We start from the raw sequence: 16,084 nt of genomic DNA on the forward strand, positions 1-16,084 counted from the left end.
TTGAGGGATTATACCTAAAGAAAACTAAAGTCTGGGTAATTCTATTTTAAAGCAAGCACCAAAATAATGATATTGTTCGATAAAAAAGTCTGAATTCATGGCTGTTAAAGAGCCCTTCATATGTTTTTCAATAATGTCTTTACTCATATAAAGTCCAATTCCTGTACCTTGTGATTTGTGTTTTGTTGTAAAATACGGGTCAAAGATTTTATCTTTTATGTGTGGTGGAATTCCTCCTGCACTATCAAATATATCAATAACATTGTTTTGTTTTGTACTATACGCTTTTATATAAACTTGTCTTTTTTCAAACTTTTTTTCTTTTAAAACATCTTTAGCATTATTCAATATATTTAAAAATACTTGAGAAAGTTCATTTGGAAAACCTTTAGAAATAAGTTGATCTTCTTTTATATCTAAGGTTAAAACTATTTCATTATCTTTATAAACTGCACTTGTAATGCTTATAGAATTATTTAATACTTCTATAATATTAAATTTTATTTTCTCTTTATCTTTTCTAAAAAAGCTTCTAAAATCTTCAATTGTTTGATTTAAAAATTGAACATATTTCATAATAGATTTATAGGAAGCATCAATATCTTCGTCCTTTGCAATTCCTAGCTCTCTTTGAACTTGCATAGAAGAAACAGTTGACGATATAGCAGAGAGTGGTTGTCTCCATTGGTGGGCAATATTTCCTATCATTTCCCCTAAAGCTGCGAATCTTCCTTGTTGTATTAATGTTTTATCTTTTTCTCTATTTTTTTCAACTTCTTCTTTTATTTTTAGTTCTAGATTTTCATTTAAGTCTTTTAACTCTTTTGTTTTACCATTTACTATATTTTCAAGATTGTCATTTAAAGCTTTTAGCTTTTTTTGTGCCTCAATCTCTTTTGTAATATTATTAAGTGCTACAATTACAATAAACTCCTTAGAGTCTAGTTCTTTTTTTGTAGCACTAATAGTAAAATAGTTTAATTCTTTATTTTTAAGCATTGCTACTTTGTGAAGTTTATTTGGGTTATCTAAAATATATTCAAACCACATTCTTCCATCATAATCTTTGTCAATAATATATTCGTCATCTTGAATATCAATAAAAAAGTCACAAATACAAATATGGTCTTTTTTGAAATCATTAAAGCTATCATATTCATCAAAAAAATCAACTAAAGCTTTATTCGCATCAATCATATATTCGCCATTACTTACAACAACGATATTCTTTTGTGCATCTAAAATACCTCTTGTCGAGCGTTCTTGTATTTGAAGTTTTTTAGTATTTTTATTTATTTGAACTGCGATTAAAAACCCTAAAATTAGTACAATTAAGATAATCAGTAGAATTAAAAGAAGCTCTAATTGTATATACTGTTTTTTCTGTTTTTTTATTTCATCTTGAAGTTTTTTTAATTCGATAGTTCCTTCATATAAAAGTCTATTTGCATTTTCAGTAACTCTTACAAAAAAAGCAGGAGTACTTTTATAAAATCTTTTTATAGCTTTATTTTGTTCTAAAAAGCCTACATAATTATTTTCTTTTTTTAGTTCAAATTGTTTTTTAAGAAGTTCATTTAATGTTTGAACCATCTCTTCAAATTGAATAATCTTTGGACTTAAATCAATAACTTCTAAGGAGATATTGTTATCTTCTTTTTTATAAACTATTATTCTTTTTGTATCGTTGTGTTCTACAATATTTAATCTAATAGTTCTTTTTAAAGTTCCTCCATTTTCTAAAATATTTAAGCTTTCTTCTATTTCTTCTACTTTATTTTCAATTCTTTTGTTTATAACTTTCATTCCTCTTACATTTGTAGTAGAGGTTGCTAATTCATAAAAGTCAGAACGTATTTTATATAGGTCATGTACTATTAATTCACCAATTTCCATTTTTGCTTTTAGGTTTTCTGTTTTTTTATCTAAGTTTTCAATTAGATTAAGAAAAAATAGATGTAATAAAATTAAAAATGAAAGACCAAATACAAAAACTAACAGTAGAAAGATTAGGTTTTTTAAGTTGTAGGAGATATTTTTAAACAAATATTATCCTATAGGAAACCATATTTTTTCATAATTTCTTGTCCTTGTTTAGAAGTTGAAAATTTCATAAAACTTTTTGCTATATCTTTATTTTGTGAAAACTTAAGTAGTGATATTTTTAGTTTCTCTTTTTTTGCATACTTTTCATCTATTTCTATTATATCTATATATTTGTTATTTTCTTCCCAGAAAGCAGTTGAACGCCAATTTATAGTTATATCAGCTCTTTTGTCAATAAGTGCTTTGTTTAGGTTTCTTGAATCTGTTCCAATTTCAACAGAGTTATCATAGGCATCATAAAAAAACTCTTTACCTTTGTATTTTTCGAATATTTCTTTTGTTTCTCTACCTATGCTTCCTGCTTTTGGGTTACATAAAATTGAAGACAATGATGTTTTTACAAAATCATCTAAATTAATATTTTGTTTATTTTTATCTTTTCTTACAAAAATAGCAGCTTTGTTATATCCAATTTCAACGGCTTCTAGCAAATATCCATCTTTTAAGTTGTTTGTACGGTAAGAGTTACTTCCAGGTAAAAATAAATCACCTACTTTTGAGTATTTTAAAGAGTCATAAAGGTCTTTTGAAGCACCTTGAGAAATTTTGATATTACAGTTATATTTAGCTTCAATAATTTTTGCCATCTCCTTAATAGGCTTAACCATTGTCGTTCCACAATAGAATATAAGTGTAGGTTTGCTACTATTTGCAATAAGTGAAGAGCTTAATAATAGAGTAAAAGAAATAATTATTTTAAAAAACATTCAAGCATCCTTTGAATAAACTTAAGAATAATATTATATCAAGAAAATAACAAATTATTAATTAAAGGGTAAATCTTGTTAAAAAAAATTTTTACAAAAATTGAAAAAGGAATAAATGACTTCTCAAATGAGGAACTATCGCAATTAGAACCTTTTATTAATGAAGAAGTAATTATAAAAAAAGATAATAATATATATGAAATAAACTCTAAATACAAAGTAGCTATTGTAAAAATTAACAAAAATACTGCAACTTTAAAAGATTTATCAAATGAATACAAAGATATTAGAATCGATTTTGAAAATCTAAAAGGTGCTTATGATAACGATTTAGTATTGGCAAAAAGAGTTTTTAATCCCAGAAGTAAAACAAAAGCAAAAATTATAAGAGTCTTGCAAGGAAGTAAAAAAGAACTTCTTGTGTATAAAAGAGATAATAAATTTTTTACACTTAAAGAGAATATTGAACTTCAAATAAAAAAAGAGCTTGAAGCAAATGAAGAAGATGTTTTATTAATAGATGATAAAAAGTTTGAAATTATAAAAAATCTAGGGAATATTAGTGATGCTAAAATAGATGAACAAATATCATTGCACCTGTATAATGAAGAGTTTAGACTACAAAAGCCAATGAGTGTTGAAGCAAAAATGGACGATACGAATGAGAGAGTTGATTTAACACATTTAGCTTTTACTACAATTGACCCTGCTAGTGCAAAAGACCATGATGATGCAATTTATTATGATGAAGAAGAAAAAATTCTTTATGTAGCAATTGCTGATGTTTCATACTTTGTAAAAGAAGGAAGCGAACTAGATAAATTAGCTTTTTTAAAAAGTACATCTGCATATTTACCAGGAAAAGTTTTACCAATGCTTCCTAATGAACTTAGTGAAGATATGTGTTCACTAAAAGAAGGCGTAGAAAGATACTCTTATGTATTTAAAATCTATTTAGATATTGAAAATAAAACAGTTTTAAAATCAGAAGTATTTGAAGCGATCATAAAATCAAGAAGAAAATTCTCTTATGGAAGGATTGATAGAATCTTAGATGGAAAATTTGATACATATACAAAAGAAGAAAAAGCTATTTTTGATACTTTAGTATCTTTATATGAAGTTACTAAATCTTATAGACATGAAAGACTAAAAAAAGGTTATGATTTTAGAAGTGTTGAGTATAGATTAAAATTAAATAGACAGTATGAATTAGAAGGTATTGATGTTGAAACCTCTTCTGCTTCTCACCAGCTAGTTGAAGAGTGTATGCTTTTAGCAAATATTGAAGCAAGCAAAAAAGTAAATTCTGTTGGAATATTTAGAATTCATGAAGAGCCACCTTTTAAAGCAATTTCAAAATTAGTTGATGATGTAAATGCCTTAGGAATAAAAGCAAAACTACAAAATGATGTACATGATACAATTACTCATATTCAAGAAAAAGCCAAACATTCAGTAATTAAAGATGAAATAGATGAGTTAATTATTCATGCTCAAACACAAGCAAAATACTCTTCTAAAAACTTAGGACACTTTGGTTTAGGTTTTTCTTCTTATTCTCACTTTACAAGCCCTATTAGAAGATATTCTGATTTAGTCCTTCATAGAATGCTAAAGACTAAAAAAACTCCTAAAAACATAGATGAAATATGTGAACATATCTCTATTCAAGAAAGAAAAATTGATCAAATGGTTTGGGATTTTGAAGATAGAAAATATGCAAGGTGGGCAGCAAAAAATTTAGGAGCTGAAATAAAAGTTAAAATCACAGATGATGAAAAAGGTACTTGTGTAGCCTATGGTTTAGTTCCTGGTATGAAAATTCATTTAGATAACTATAAAGGACAAGTACTATTTTCTAAACAAAAAGTAGTAATAAAATCAAGTGATATTATTACTAAAAAGGTTCTTGGTTCATTAAAATATTAATTACATTTTTCCATTAAATCTTTTAATTCAAGATTTAATGCATTTGAAGAGATATAAACTTCCCAAATAGAAATACCAAGGGATAAACACATGGAAATTAAACTTAAACCAAAAATTTGTTTACCAAAAATATAAAAACCTAAAAAGAGACAGAACATAGAAATTGTACACATTAAAAGGGATAAAGCTCCAAAAAACTGCATCCATTTTGTTAATTCAAGTCTTTTTTTTAGGTTGTCAATTTGTCCTTTGTATTCTCCTATTTCACCTTTTCTTGCTTGAGAGCTTAAGGCTCTAATTAATTGCCCAGTTGTAAGAAACCTGTTTGTATAAGCAAGTAATAGTAAAGAGACAGCTGGAAATAACAATGCAGGAGTAGAAATTTCAATATCCATAAATATAACCTTTTGTTTTTGATATTGTAACAAATTGTTTTCATAAAAAAAGAAAAGTACAAAAAAAGCAAGTTTTAGCTATTATTTCAAAATGTATAGAAACGAATTTGATAATAAGTTAAGACAAAATGAAACCTTCAATGCCTACATGTTTTATGGGCAATCATCTTTTTTAATAGATTATTACACTAATTTAGTGTCTAATAGTTTAGGAAGTAAAGATGAGATAGAAAAACTATATTATGATGATTATAATTTTAAATATGCAAAAGATAAATTACTTCAATCTTCACTTTTTGCATCAAATAATATACTTATTATTAAAATTGAGAAAAAACTTCCTAAAAAAGAAGTAACAGAACTAATAGATGCTTGCAATATTAATCCTGATTCTAAAGTGATTTTTGCTTGTATGGGTGATAGTGACTTTAAAGCAATGGGAGCTTATTTTACTGCTAAAACAAAATCTGTAAGTGTTAGACTTTTTTCACCATTTGCTAATGAAGCAGTGAAACTTATAGAAAATCATGCAAGAAGTTTAAATCTAAATTATGAGATGTCAGCATTAAATCACCTCTATTTTATGCATAGACAAGACTTATCTTTATGTATAAATGATTTAGAGAAACTTTCTATACTAAATGAAAAAATTACAACTGATAAAATAAATGCCCATTGCTTTGGTATAGGGGCTGTTAACTTCGAAGATTTTTTACATAATTTATTATCTTCACAAGATATAAGTGAAGAGTTATCTCTTTTACTTGAAGAAGGGATGAATGAAATATACTTATTAACACAAGTAACTTCATTTGTACAACAACTATTTATGATAAGTTCTTATGCAAGGGTTTTTGGTGAACCAAATTCTAAAGAAATATTAGGTTTTGTTCCTCCTAAAAATGTTTGGGAAAAGAAAACAAGACTTGCAATAAATATCAAACCTGAAAAATTCTTAGAAATACTTTCTTATCTTCTAAATATAGAATTAGAACTAAAATCTTCAAAAATTTCTGATTCAAATCTATATTTACAAGCTTGTCTTAGAAAAATTTCAGTTTTAATTAGATAAAATCAGCAACTTTACAAAAAAATCCTTGCTGATATTTGTAAAGATACCGGCATAAACTACAAGGAGAAACTAAATGTCAAAATTAAAACATTATGAAACAATGTTTATTGTTAAGCCAACTCTTACTGAAGAAGAGACTGCGGCACAAATCGAAGCTGTGAAAACTTTAATCACTAAAAATGGTGGAGAAATCGTTGCTTGTGATGATATGGGTTCAAGACCATTAGCATATGAAATTGAAAAGCACAAAAGAGGTTACTACTTTGTTGCATATTTCAAAGGTGAACCAGCTTCATTAAAAGAAATCGAAAGAAACTATAGAATTAACGAAAATATTATTAGATTTATTTTCATTAAATACGAAAGCAAAAAAGAAATCGCTGCATGGACTAAAATGAGCGATGAGGCAGCAAAAAAAGCTAACTAATAAAGCAAAATAGGACAGTCTTATGTATAATAAAGTAGTAATGGTAGGAAATCTTACAAGAGATATTGAGTTAAGATATATGCCTAATGGAGCAGCACTAGCAAAAGGTGCAATTGCTACAAGTCATAGATATAAAACTCAAACTGGTGAACAAAAAGATGAAGTTTGTTTCTTAGATTTTAATATCTTTGGAAGATCTGCAGAAGTTGCTAATCAGTACTTAAGAAAAGGTTCTAAAGTTTTATTAGAAGGTAGATTAGTATTTGAGCAGTGGACTGCACAAGATGGTTCTAACAGAAGTAAACATGCTCTAAGAGTTGATACAATGAAAATGTTAGATACTAAATCAGATTCACAAAATATGGGACAAGATAACCAAGTAGGATATAATAATCCTCAAAATAGTTATAATCAACCACAACAAAACCAATACAATCAATCACAGCAAAATGCTGGGCAAAATAGTTACGGTGGTATGAATAGTCAGGCAATGCAAAAAGCACCTGAGCAGAACATACCTGAAATCGATATAGACGATGATGAAATACCATTCTAGGAATAAGGAATAAAAATGGCTGAAAGAAGAAAATACGGAAAAAAATTTTGTAAATATACTGAGATGAAAATTGATTTCATTGATTATAAAAATACTGATTTATTAAAACTATCTATGAGTGAGAGAGGTAAGATCATGCCAAGAAGACTTACTGGTAACTCTAAAAATGCTCAAGAAATGGTAGAAAAAGCAATTAAAAGAGCTAGACACATGGCATTAGTTCCATATATTGTAAATACTCAAGCAGTTACTGACGCAGCATACGCAAAGTAATTAAAAAGTAATTTAAATAAAAAGGGAGAAGTTATAAGCTTCTCCCTTTTTTTATGTCCTAATTATATTATGATAATCGTTCTTAATATTAAGGTGAAACTAAGAGTTAATTCAATACTATTTCAATAACTATTATCATTAATAAAAAGGACAGATATGTTAAAGAAATTAGCATTAGGAACACTTGTATTAGCAAGTTCAGTATTTGCAGCAAATGAAGTAAATGTTTATTCTCATAGACACTATGATACTGATAAACAACTATTTAAAATGTTTGAAGATAAAACAGGAATTAAAGTAAATGTTGTAAAGGCAAAAGCAAGTGCTTTAATTAAAAGAATTGAAAGTGAAGGTGAAAAATCGCCTGCTGATGTTCTAATTACTGTAGATGCAGGAAGATTATATCAAGCAAAACAAAAAGATATATTACAATCAATCAATTCAGATTATCTAACAAAAAATATCCCAGCACAATTAAGAGATAAAGATAATAAATGGTTCGCTCTTACAAAAAGATCAAGAGTTGCAGTATATAAACTTGGAACTGGAATTGAAAAAGAGTTATCAACTTATGAAGATTTAGCTGACCCTAAATTCAAGGGAAAAATTATGGTTAGATCTTCAAATAATATTTATAACCAATCTTTATTAGCAGCAATGATTGCACATCATGGTGAAGAAAAAGCTTTAGAATGGGCAAAAGGTATTGTAGCTAATATGGCTAGAAGTCCAAAAGGAAATGATAGATATCAAGTTAAAGCAATAGCTAATGGTATTGGTGAAATTGCAATTGCAAACACTTATTATATTGGTAAAATGGTAGATAATAAAGAACTTGCACAAGCAGAAGCAGTTAAAAAAGTTAAAATTTTCTTCCCTAAATTTGAAAATGGTGGAACTCATATTAATGTTTCAGGTGCAGGTGTAGCAAAATATGCTCCAAATAAAGAGAATGCAATTAAATTTATTGAATTTTTAGCAAGTCCAGATGCACAAGAACTATTTGCAAAAGGTAACTTTGAATATCCAATTTTAAAAAGTGTTAAACCATCTAAATTAGTTTCTTCATGGGGAACATTTGAAGATGATACAATATCTATTAATACTTTAGGTGAAAATAATGCAAAAGCTGTTAGAATCTTCGACCAAGCAGGTTGGAGATAAGAGGCTTTAGACAAATTTGAAATATTTAAATAAACTTACAATAAGTAGTGTTTTAATAACACTACTTATTTCAGTACCAGCAATTATTCTATTTACAAATATATTTATAGGCGGTGAAAACTGGAAACATCTAGTAGATACTGTACTATTTGAATATATTTTTAACTCATTATATATTATGGTAGGCGTAGCAGTTTTAACTGCAATTTTAGGCTTTACAACAGCATATTTAACATCACTATTTACTTTCACCGGATCTTCATTTTTTCATTATGCATTAATATTACCCTTTGCGATACCTACATACATTGTTGCTTATATTTATGGTGGAATGTTTGATATTACAGGAAGTGTAACAACTTTTATTTTAGATTTACTTGGAAAAGACTTATCTGAAGTTTATTTTTTCAATATTATGTCTATTGAAGGTGCTATTATTGTAATGTCTTTGGTTTTATATCCTTATGTTTATTTAATCTGTAAAACATATTTAAGAGCCGAGTCTTCATCAATTATTGATGCTTCAAAAACTATGGGTTTAAATAATTTTCAAATTTTCTATAAAGTAGTAATTCCTATTTCAAGACCAGCAATAGTTGCAGGTGTAATTTTAGCAGTAATGGAAGCAGTTGCAGATTTTGGGGTAATGGACTATTATGGCGTTGCAACTTTTGTAACTGGTATTTTTAGAACATGGTTTGGTATGGGAAGTGTTGAAGATGCTTCAAAACTAGCCTCAATGTTAATGTTATTTATTTTTACTTTGATATTTTTAGAAAAATTTCAAAGAAGAAATAAAAGATATAAAAGTAGTGGAAAAGATTTTAAACCAATAGCAAAACAAAAATTAACTGGATTTAGTAATATTTTTGCATTTTTTGCTTGTTTAGTTCCATTTTTATTTGGTTTTTTATTACCATTTTCACAAATGTCAGTATGGTTTTATAGATCATATGAAGATGTAATTGATGAAGACTTTTTAATAATACTTTATCAAACATTATCACTTGGTATTTTCTCTGCTATTTTTATTACTATATTAGCTTTTGTATTAGTTTATAATGTAAGACTTCACAAAAGTAAATTAGCAGATAATTTAATGCAAATTTCTAAGTTAGGATATTCTATACCAGGTGCAGTTGTAGCAGTTGGAATACTTAGTTTTTTCTCAATAATTGATAGAAGCTTAGATATATTAATTAGTGGTACAGTGGTTGCTGTTATATTTGGTTATACAGTAAGGTTTATTGCAATTTCTATAAATAATTATGAGTCAGGGTTTGCAAAAGTTCCTCAAAGTTATGATGATGCTTGTAAAACAATGGGAATAGGAGCTTTTCAAACTTTTTATAAGGTAATGTTTCCATTAATTAAAAACTCTACAATGGCAAGTTTTATTGTAATTTTTATTGAAGTAATCAAAGAGTTACCTCTTACAATGATTTTAAGACCATTTAATTATGATACATTGGCTGTATTGTCCCATGAATTAGTAATGCAAGCACAAGTTGTAGAATCAAGTGTTCCAGCAATGTTTATTGTAGTTTTAGGAATAATTTCAGTTTTAATACTACTTAAAAATATGATTAAGGATTGATAATTCATGATAGGAATTAGTGTAAAAGACTTAGCAGTTTCTTTTGGTGAAACAAAGATTTTAGAGGATATCTCTTTTAGTGTAGAAGCAGGGGAGATTGTAACTATTTTGGGTCCTAGTGGATGTGGGAAAAGTACAATTCTTCGATGTATAGCTTCTTTACATGATGATTATAAAGGAGAGATATTTTTAAATGAAACTTGTTTAGTTAATAATGGAAGAAATCAATGCAATAAAGATATTGGGTATATCTTCCAAGACTATGCTTTATTCCCTCATTTAAATGTTAGAGAAAACATTGAGTTTGCACTTTATAAACTTAAACAAGATGAAAAACAAAGAAGAGTTGATGTTTTATTAAAACAGTTTGATTTATTTGACCATAGACACAAGCAAATTCATGAGTTAAGTGGTGGACAGCAACAAAGAGTATCAATAGCAAGAGTTTTAGCCTATGAGCCTAAAGTATTACTTTTAGATGAGCCTTTTTCAAACCTTGACACAATTTTAAGAAATAAAACAAAAGTTTGGTTAAAGAAGATGATTAAAGAGTTAGGTCTTAGTGCTATTTTAGTTACCCATGACCAAAAAGAAGCTTTAAGTATGTCTGATAAAATTGCAATTATTAATGATAAAAAAATAGAGCAATTTGGAACTGCAAAAGAGCTTTTTGAAAAACCAAAATCATACTACATAGCAAACTTTTTAAATAGAATTAATAAACTACCAACAAAACTTATAGAGGATTTAGGCTCGAGTATTACTCCTGAGAACTTAGCTGTAATTCCTATTGATAAAATTGAAGTAACTGCAGATAGTTCTAAGATTGAAGCTTCTATTTTAGATATATCTTATTGTGGGGATTATTATGAACTAGAAGTATCTTTAGATAATTATGATAATTTAGAACTTACAGTAAAATCATTTTGTATTGATTGTTTAACTAGCAGGGATAAGTGTTATTTAGATATTGATTTAAAAGATGTTCAAATAGTAAGAGAAAAAGTTTAATTCTTTTATTTATATAAAACTATAAAGGCTATAAAGCCTTTATATTTATTTCATTAGTGGGTCAGCTAGTCCTAGCACATACATTCCAACTAAACCTAAAATACCAGCAACTAAACAATAGTAAACTGTAGGAATAATTGTTCTTCTTAATGTTTCACCTTCTTGGTCTAATAAACCAACAGTTGCACTTGCTGCAACTACATTGTGAATAGCAATCATATTACCAGCTGCAGCACCTACTGCTTGAAGTGCAATCATAAATGCCGTTGAAACTCCAAGTGCATCTGCAACACCAAACTGGAATTGAGATAACATCATATTTGAAACTGTATTACTTCCTGCAATAAATGCACCTAGTGCACCAACCATTGGAGCAAATAAAGGATAAATATCACCAACAGATGTAGCAACAAAATTAGCCATTGCAACAGGCATAGAATCAAATCCTGATTCATTAACTCCAGAGTTAATTAATATTCTTACAAGTGGGATAGTAAATACAAGAACAAATCCAGCTCCAATCATAACCTGTGAAGACTCTCCAATTGCAGCTTTCATCTCTTTAAATTCCATTTTGTGTAAGAAGTAAGTTACAAGAGCAACAAATACTAAAATACCACCTGGTAAGTATAATGGAGTAATAGAATATCCTAATCCTTCACCCATGATATCTTTAAATGGAATAATCCATGAAGTAACAAATGCTTTTGCTTCAGCTGAAACTCTTGTAATAACTAAGATAATAGCTACTAAAACATATGGAATCCAAGCTTTTGTTAAAGACATACTTGTTTTAGTATTCATTGCATCAAGTTTCATTTCTAATTTACTTACCCAATGAAGTGGCCACTCTTCTTTTGGTGCAAAGTCCCAACTTGTTTTTGGTAAAAGGAAGTTGTTTTTAGCAGCAAAAACAACAATTGGTAAACCAATTAATGCTCCAATTAGTGATGGGAATTCAGCCCCTAAGAATATACCTGTTAAAGCGTAAGGGATTGTAAATGCAAGACCACCAAAAATAGCAAATGGAATAATATTTAAACCTTCTGTCCATGATTTATTTCTACCAAAAAATCTAGTTAACATCATTACCATGAATAGTGGAATAAGTGTTCCTGTAATTGCATGAGTCAGCGCAACTTCACTTGTAATTATTTGTAAATAAGTTTCCCAGTTTGAACCTAAGTTTTCAAGTGTTGCACTAATTGAAGCACTATCTAAACCTTTGTTTACTCCTATTAAAATTGGAGTTCCTACAGCTCCAAATGATACTGGTGTACTTTGAATCATCATTCCTACCATAACAGCTGCCATAGCAGGGAAACCAATTGCAACTAAAAGTGGTGCTGCAATAGCTGCTGGTGTACCAAATCCTGATGCACCCTCAATGAATGATCCAAATAACCAAGCAATAATAATAACTTGAACTCTTCTATCTGGACTAATGTTATTAAACCCTTGTCTAATAACAGCAATTGCACCTGAGTGTTTTAATGTATTTAATAATAAAATAGCACCAAAAATAATCCATAAAACAGCAACTGTAATAAGTAAACCTTGTAGCGTTGAAGCTATAACTCTATTGAATGTAACTTCCCAAACAGTGTATGCAACCACAGCAGTTGCAAGATAAACAATAGGCATTGCTTTTTTAGCAGGCATTCTAAGTCCAACTAAAAGTATTGCAGCAATAAATATTGGTAAAGCAGCAAAAAGTGCTTGTATTCCAATTCCCATATCAACTCCTTCTAAAATGTAAAAACAATTTTAGATAGAATTTGTGACATTTGTATGATATTCAATTGTAGCAATAAAATAGCAAGGTATAAGTGTATAGTTTTGTAGCAGTAAAGTTTTTTTAAGTTTATGGAAAAAGCTTAGTGCTTTTCCCATACTGTACCATTAGGAGTATCCATAATAGATACATCTAATGAAGAAATTTCTTCTCTAATTTTGTCAGCAGTTTCAAAATCTTTATTTTTTTTAGCTTCACTTCTTTTTAAGATTAATTGTTCAATTTTTTCAATATCTTCATGTGACACACCAAATTGGAAATATGTAAAAGCATCATTAAATCCAATTCCTAATACTTCATTTATAAACTCAAAACTTGAAACTAATTCTTTTTTAATATTTTTATTTTTTGGTTCTTTATCTAAAGTTTCATTGGCTTTAGTTATGTATTCATCAATTATAGAGATTGCTTTTGGAGTATTTAAATCATCATTTAAAGCTTTTAAAATATCTTCTTTAAGCTCTTTATTTACAGCTGATGCTCCTAACCCATAAACTCTTTTTTTAACTCTATAAAATTTATCAAGTCTTTTTTTAGAAGAGATTAAATCTTCTTCATTGAAGTTAAAGTTTGTTCTATATTGAGCTGTTAAAAGATAAAATCTAATAACTTCTCCTGAATATGATTTTACAATATCTTTTAAGAAAAAAGAGTTACCTAATGATTTACTCATTTTCTCTCCATTTATTGTTACAAAACCATTATGCATCCAATATTTAGCTAAAGAAGACTTTGATGAACATCTTGTTTGTGCTGCTTCATTTTCATGGTGAGGGAAAAGAAGGTCAGCCCCTCCACCATGAATATCAATTTGGAAAGGCTGATCTTTATATGCAAGATGTTTATTAATCATAGCAGAACACTCAATATGCCAACCTGGTCTTCCTTTTCCAAAAGTAGCTTCAAAACTAACATCATTTTGTTTTTCAAATTTCCAAAGGGCAAAATCACTTGGATTTCTTTTTTCAGTATTTGCTTCAACTCTTGCTTGTGAGTTTTCATCACTTGCTCTTTTTGATAAAGAACCATAAGCTTCATCTTTTGAAACATCAAAATATATCCCATCACTTGTAGCGTAGGCTATGTCTTTTGAGATTAAATTTTCAATCATTTCAATCATCACATCAAGATTTTGTGTTGCTTTTGGTTCTAAAGTGTTATCTAAGATATTTAAAATTTGCATATCATTTTTATATGCATTAATATAGTGATTTGTAATTTCTTCTAATGACTTATTAGTTTCATGCATTTTTTTGATGATTTTATCATCAATATCTGTGAAGTTTTTAGTCATAGTAACATTGTAGTTATTTGCTTTAAGTGTTCTATGTAGTATATCAAAAGCAATTGCAGATCTTGCGTGACCTAAGTGTGAATCATCATACACTGTAGGCCCACAAACATAAACTTTTACATCATTGTTTTTTATTGGTTGAAACTCAATTTTTTCTTTTTTTACTGAGTCATAAACAAATAGTGCCATTACTTAAATAGTGCCTCTAAGCTTGCAGTATCTGTAGTTTTTTCAACTTCTTGGTTATCTGAACTTGACATTGAAGAAGTTGAACCACCAACTTCAACAAGTTCAATTTCATATCTAGTTAACATTGATGCAAGTCTGATATTTAAACCAGCTTTTCCAATTGCTTTTGATTTTTGGTCACTTGGAATTGTAACTACTGCTTTACCTTTATCATTTCCTTCTGCTGGTTTTTCAATTTTTACACTTTGAATAATAGCAGGAGATAATGCTCTTGAAATAAACATTTCAGGAATCGCTGAATACTCAACACAATCAATATTTTCTCCATGTAGTTGTGCAGAAACAGCAGAAATTCTAACACCTTTTACACCTACGATTGAACCAATTGGGTCAACAGAAGGATCAGTAGTAGTTAAAGCAATCTTAGCTCTACTTCCTGGAATCCTAGCACTTGCTTCAATAGAAATAATTTCATCTTTTAATTCAGGAACTTCTGCTCTTAAAAGAGATTCTAAAAACTTAGGTGCAGTTCTTGATAATTCAATAATTAAACCATTTGCTTTATCAATGTTTACAGCTTTTACTACAGCTTTTACAGTATCTCCAACTTTAAAGAACTCACCTTTAATTCTAGATTTTCTTGGAAGCATACCTTTTACTTCACCAATTTCAACAAAAGTGTTTTCTTGTCTATCAACTCTAGTTACTGTACCATTAATTGTTTTTCCAATTTTATTTTTATATTTAGTTACTAAAGTTTCTTCTAGATATCTTTGTACTCTATATTCAAAGTTGCTATGTAAAATTGTTGCAGCATTTCTTCCCATGTTTTCAAACTCTAGGTCATAATCAACTGTATCTCCAACTTCTAAATCAGGGTCAATCTCTTTTGCTTCACTTAACTCAATAAAGTTTTCAGGATTAATATTGTTTCCTTCTTTATCAAGTCCTAAAGATCTACTATCACCATCTGGCACAACTTCTATTTTCTGTGAAAGCTCTAATTTTTTATTTTCTCTATCTATATTCGCATCAAATGTTAATGTTTCATCTACCATTTTTTCAGCAGTTTTTATTAATGCTTCTTTTAAAGCTGTTTCAACTTCTTCTACTTTTAGACCTTTTTCATAGGCAATAGAATCCAGTATATCAATAATTTTATCCATTAAATTACCTTCTTTTTTAACATTGAAATGTGATGTTTTTTGATTTTCAATGTGGAATAGAACAATATTATATCAAAAACTTCTTTTATACAAGTTAAAGCAACTTTAAGATAAAATATTTAGCTAATTAAAAACAAAAAGGTAATTAAATGGAATTATTATTTGCAAGAAATGAACTTACTGAAAAGCCAAAAAAAGTTCAACTTGATAAGATAAAAGAAGAGTTAAATAAAAGCGGTGAAAAAATATTCTATTTTGATAGAGACAACTCTCACAAAGATATGATGTCTTTAGTTGATGCGTTAGAAGATGAGGGTTATAACGTATATTTCAGAGAAGTTAAGTACGGACTTGCTGATGAAGAGTACATGTATGAGGTACATGCTTTATAATAAAAGCG

The 16,084-nt window shown here is 28.3% G+C and carries 14 protein-coding genes and 1 pseudogene; 9 read left to right on the forward strand and 6 right to left on the reverse strand.

The genetic code is table 11. The features are described from left to right. Positions 1-24 precede the first annotated feature (24 nt). Positions 25-2,046, reverse strand: a complete 2,022-nt coding sequence (locus CRV01_RS02465) for a sensor histidine kinase (RefSeq protein ID WP_129006666.1) — start codon at positions 2,044-2,046, stop codon at positions 25-27. Between the two features lie 8 nt (positions 2,047-2,054). Beyond that, positions 2,055-2,813: a substrate-binding domain-containing protein gene (locus CRV01_RS02470; RefSeq protein ID WP_129006667.1), complete on the reverse strand. Its 759-nt coding sequence runs from the start codon at positions 2,811-2,813 to the stop codon at positions 2,055-2,057. A 75-nt stretch (positions 2,814-2,888) separates the two neighbouring features. Between CRV01_RS02470 and CRV01_RS02475 the strand changes: the two genes are divergently transcribed. After that, entirely contained in the window at positions 2,889-4,745 is a 1,857-nt protein-coding gene (locus CRV01_RS02475) for a ribonuclease R family protein (protein ID WP_129006668.1), read from the forward strand. Here the strand turns inward: CRV01_RS02475 and CRV01_RS02480 are convergent. Continuing rightward, the gene (locus CRV01_RS02480) at positions 4,742-5,140 is read right to left on the reverse strand and encodes a DUF2721 domain-containing protein (RefSeq protein ID WP_129006669.1); all 399 of its coding nucleotides are present in this window, start codon (positions 5,138-5,140) and stop codon (positions 4,742-4,744) included. The two genes, CRV01_RS02475 and CRV01_RS02480, sit on opposite strands and share 4 nt — an antisense overlap. A gap of 91 nt (positions 5,141-5,231) precedes the next feature. Between CRV01_RS02480 and holA the strand changes: the two genes are divergently transcribed. The 7 genes and pseudogenes from holA (at position 5,232) to CRV01_RS02515 (ending at position 11,240) form a co-directional block, all read left to right on the forward strand. Next, positions 5,232-6,212, forward strand: a complete 981-nt coding sequence (gene holA / locus CRV01_RS02485) for a DNA polymerase III subunit delta (protein WP_129006670.1) — start codon at positions 5,232-5,234, stop codon at positions 6,210-6,212. A 73-nt stretch (positions 6,213-6,285) separates the two neighbouring features. Then, a pseudogene (gene rpsF, locus CRV01_RS02490) lies at positions 6,286-6,630 on the forward strand (30S ribosomal protein S6); the annotation flags it as partial. 31 nt (positions 6,631-6,661) lie between these two features. Next, the gene (locus CRV01_RS02495; protein WP_129006672.1) at positions 6,662-7,195 is read left to right on the forward strand and encodes a single-stranded DNA-binding protein; all 534 of its coding nucleotides are present in this window, start codon (positions 6,662-6,664) and stop codon (positions 7,193-7,195) included. A gap of 15 nt (positions 7,196-7,210) precedes the next feature. After that, on the forward strand, positions 7,211-7,468 hold the full coding sequence (gene rpsR / locus CRV01_RS02500; protein ID WP_129006673.1) for a 30S ribosomal protein S18: 258 nt from the start codon (positions 7,211-7,213) through the stop codon (positions 7,466-7,468). Between the two features lie 156 nt (positions 7,469-7,624). Beyond that, complete coding sequence (locus CRV01_RS02505; RefSeq protein ID WP_129006674.1) at positions 7,625-8,632, forward strand: Fe(3+) ABC transporter substrate-binding protein; 1,008 nt, start codon at positions 7,625-7,627, stop codon at positions 8,630-8,632. A gap of 16 nt (positions 8,633-8,648) precedes the next feature. After that, positions 8,649-10,229, forward strand: coding sequence for an iron ABC transporter permease (locus CRV01_RS02510; protein WP_129006675.1), 1,581 nt, complete (start codon positions 8,649-8,651; stop codon positions 10,227-10,229). A gap of 6 nt (positions 10,230-10,235) precedes the next feature. Beyond that, the gene (locus CRV01_RS02515; RefSeq protein WP_129006676.1) at positions 10,236-11,240 is read left to right on the forward strand and encodes an ABC transporter ATP-binding protein; all 1,005 of its coding nucleotides are present in this window, start codon (positions 10,236-10,238) and stop codon (positions 11,238-11,240) included. Between the two features lie 45 nt (positions 11,241-11,285). Here CRV01_RS02515 and CRV01_RS02520 read toward each other — a convergent pair whose 3' ends face one another. The 3 genes from CRV01_RS02520 to nusA all read right to left on the reverse strand — a co-directional run bounded on the left by CRV01_RS02520 (position 11,286) and on the right by nusA (position 15,684). Continuing rightward, positions 11,286-12,977, reverse strand: coding sequence for an L-lactate permease (locus CRV01_RS02520; RefSeq protein ID WP_129006677.1), 1,692 nt, complete (start codon positions 12,975-12,977; stop codon positions 11,286-11,288). A gap of 140 nt (positions 12,978-13,117) precedes the next feature. After that, a complete protein-coding gene (gene cysS, locus CRV01_RS02525; RefSeq protein WP_129006678.1) occupies positions 13,118-14,518 on the reverse strand; it encodes a cysteine--tRNA ligase in 1,401 nt (466 codons plus the stop codon). Further along, positions 14,518-15,684 carry a transcription termination factor NusA gene (gene nusA / locus CRV01_RS02530; RefSeq protein WP_129006679.1) on the reverse strand — a complete coding sequence of 389 codons (1,167 nt, stop codon included), beginning with the start codon at positions 15,682-15,684 and terminating at the stop codon, positions 14,518-14,520. Before nusA ends, cysS begins: the two co-directional genes overlap by 1 nt. A gap of 149 nt (positions 15,685-15,833) precedes the next feature. Between nusA and CRV01_RS02535 the strand changes: the two genes are divergently transcribed. Then, the gene (locus CRV01_RS02535; protein ID WP_129006680.1) at positions 15,834-16,076 is read left to right on the forward strand and encodes an HP0268 family nuclease; all 243 of its coding nucleotides are present in this window, start codon (positions 15,834-15,836) and stop codon (positions 16,074-16,076) included. Positions 16,077-16,084: the final 8 nt, after the last annotated feature.

This window comes from Arcobacter sp. CECT 8983, assembly GCF_004118855.1.
In the GTDB taxonomy this organism is placed as follows: Bacteria; Campylobacterota; Campylobacteria; order Campylobacterales; family Arcobacteraceae; genus Halarcobacter.